The organism is Streptomyces sp. 8K308 (assembly GCF_004348315.1).
Lineage (GTDB): Bacteria > Actinomycetota > Actinomycetes > Streptomycetales > Streptomycetaceae > Streptomyces.
Window position 1 is genome coordinate 1 of sequence record NZ_SMKC01000586.1, and the last position, 1,859, is coordinate 1,859.

The following is a 1,859-nucleotide window of genomic DNA, read 5'->3' on the forward strand; positions in this document are numbered from 1 at the left end:
GGGGAGGGGGTGCGGTCGGGGAAGAGCAGGCCGTCGCAGACGAAGTTGCCGTCGTGGAGTTCCTCGCCGAAATCGCCGCCGTAGGCGAAGTAGTGGCGGCCGTCCGGGGTGCGCTTGGGCAGGCCGTGGTCGATCCACTCCCACACGAAGCCGCCCTGGCAGCGCTCGTACGTCTCGAACAGGTGCTGGTAGTCGGCGAGTCCGCCGGGGCTGTTGCCCATGGCGTGCGCGTACTCCACGAGCAGCAGCGGCAGCGAACGCCGACGGGCGTCCAACTCGGGGTCGTCCAACGGCGGCTCCTCGCGGCGGCCGATGGCCTCCACCTCGTCGTGCGGCGCGTACATCCGGGAGTAGAAGTCGCTGTCGCGGTAGGTGGGGTCGTTCTCGTAGTGGACGGCCCGGGAGGGGTCGCGCTCGCGGATCCAGGCCGCCATCTCCGACAGGCCCTGTCCGGCTGAGCACTCGTTGCCGAGGGACCACACCACCACGGAGGGGTGGTTCTTGTCGCGTTCGACCATGCGCCGGGCTCGGTCGAGCAGGGCGGGGGTCCACCGCTCGTCGGCGACGGGGTTGCCGCGCCAGCCGGGGAAGGCGCAGAAGCCGTGGGTCTCCAGGTCGCACTCGTCGACGACCCACAGGCCCAGCTCGTCGCACAGGTCGAGGAACGCCGGGTGGGGCGGGTAGTGGCTGGTGCGGACGGCGTTGATGTTGTGCCGCTTCATCAGCAGGATGTCGCGCCGCATCGTCTCCAGGTCCAGCGTCCGCCCGGTCTCGGGGTGGAACTCGTGCCGGTTGACGCCGCGGAAGAGGATCCGCCGGCCGTTGGCCCTGAACACCCCGTCCACCACCCCGACGGTGCGGAACCCGATCCGCAGCGGGACCCGCTCACCCGAGGTCGCCAACTCCCCGTCGTACAGCCTGGGCACCTCCGCGCTCCAGGGCTCGACGACCACGTCGGCCTCCTCACCGGTCCCGAGGTCCAGGCTCAGTTCCGGCACGGTGACGCGGCCGGGGACGTCGCAGTCGACGCGCAGGGTACCCAGGCCCGTGGTGTGGTCGTACCCGGCGTGGACGAAGAAGTCGGCCGGCGATCCGGCCGGGCGGTGGAGCAGCGTCACGTCGCGGAAGATGCCGGGCAGCCACCACATGTCCTGGTCCTCCAGGTAGCTGGCGGCCGACCACTGGTGCACGCGGACCGCCAGCACGTTGCCGCGCCGCCGCAGCAGCGCCCCCACCGCGAACTCGTGCGGCAGCCGCGAGCCCGTGAACCACCCGAGCTCCCGGCCGTTGAGCCACACCCGGGCGAAGGACTCCACGCCGTCGAAGCGCAGCACGCTCTCCCCGTCCACCGGCCAGTCCTCGGGCAGGTCGAAGACGTGGCGGTGGTCCCCCGTGGGGTTCTCGGTCGGCACCCGCGGCGGGTCGACGGGGAAGGGGTAGTCGCTGTTGGTGTAGGCGGGTGCCCCGTGTCCCTGGAGCACCCAGTGCCCGGGCACGGTCACCCGGTCCCAGCCGCCGGTGTCCGCGTCGTCACCCACGAACCGGGTGCCGGTGCCCTCGACCGTGCCCGAGAGCCGGAACGCCCAGGAGCCGTTCAACGACAGCCGCGCGGCGTCGGAGCGGGCGTACCAGGCGCGGGCGGGCCGCGTGCCGCTGCCGGGGGAGCGGTCCTCGTGACAGGGAAGCCGGTCGTCCGCTGGCCGGATGTCCATGCGTCTCCTCGGATGTCGGGCGGCGCGTCCCTCGTGGCCACGCCGCCGCTGGTGCTGTCTGGGCTGTCGCCTGTCGCCTGTCGCCTGTCGCCTGTCGACGCGTCGCCGGGGGGCGGGCGTGGCCGCGGCCCCGGGAGGGACTGGCGG

At 72.8% G+C, this 1,859-nt stretch carries 1 protein-coding gene; it reads right to left on the reverse strand.

Annotated features, from left to right (window positions below):
- Positions 1-1,712, reverse strand: a 1,712-nt coding sequence (locus E1265_RS35935; protein ID WP_279571500.1) for a glycoside hydrolase family 2 TIM barrel-domain containing protein, incomplete at its 3' end; no start/stop codon positions are given.
- Positions 1,713-1,859 lie beyond the last annotated feature (147 nt).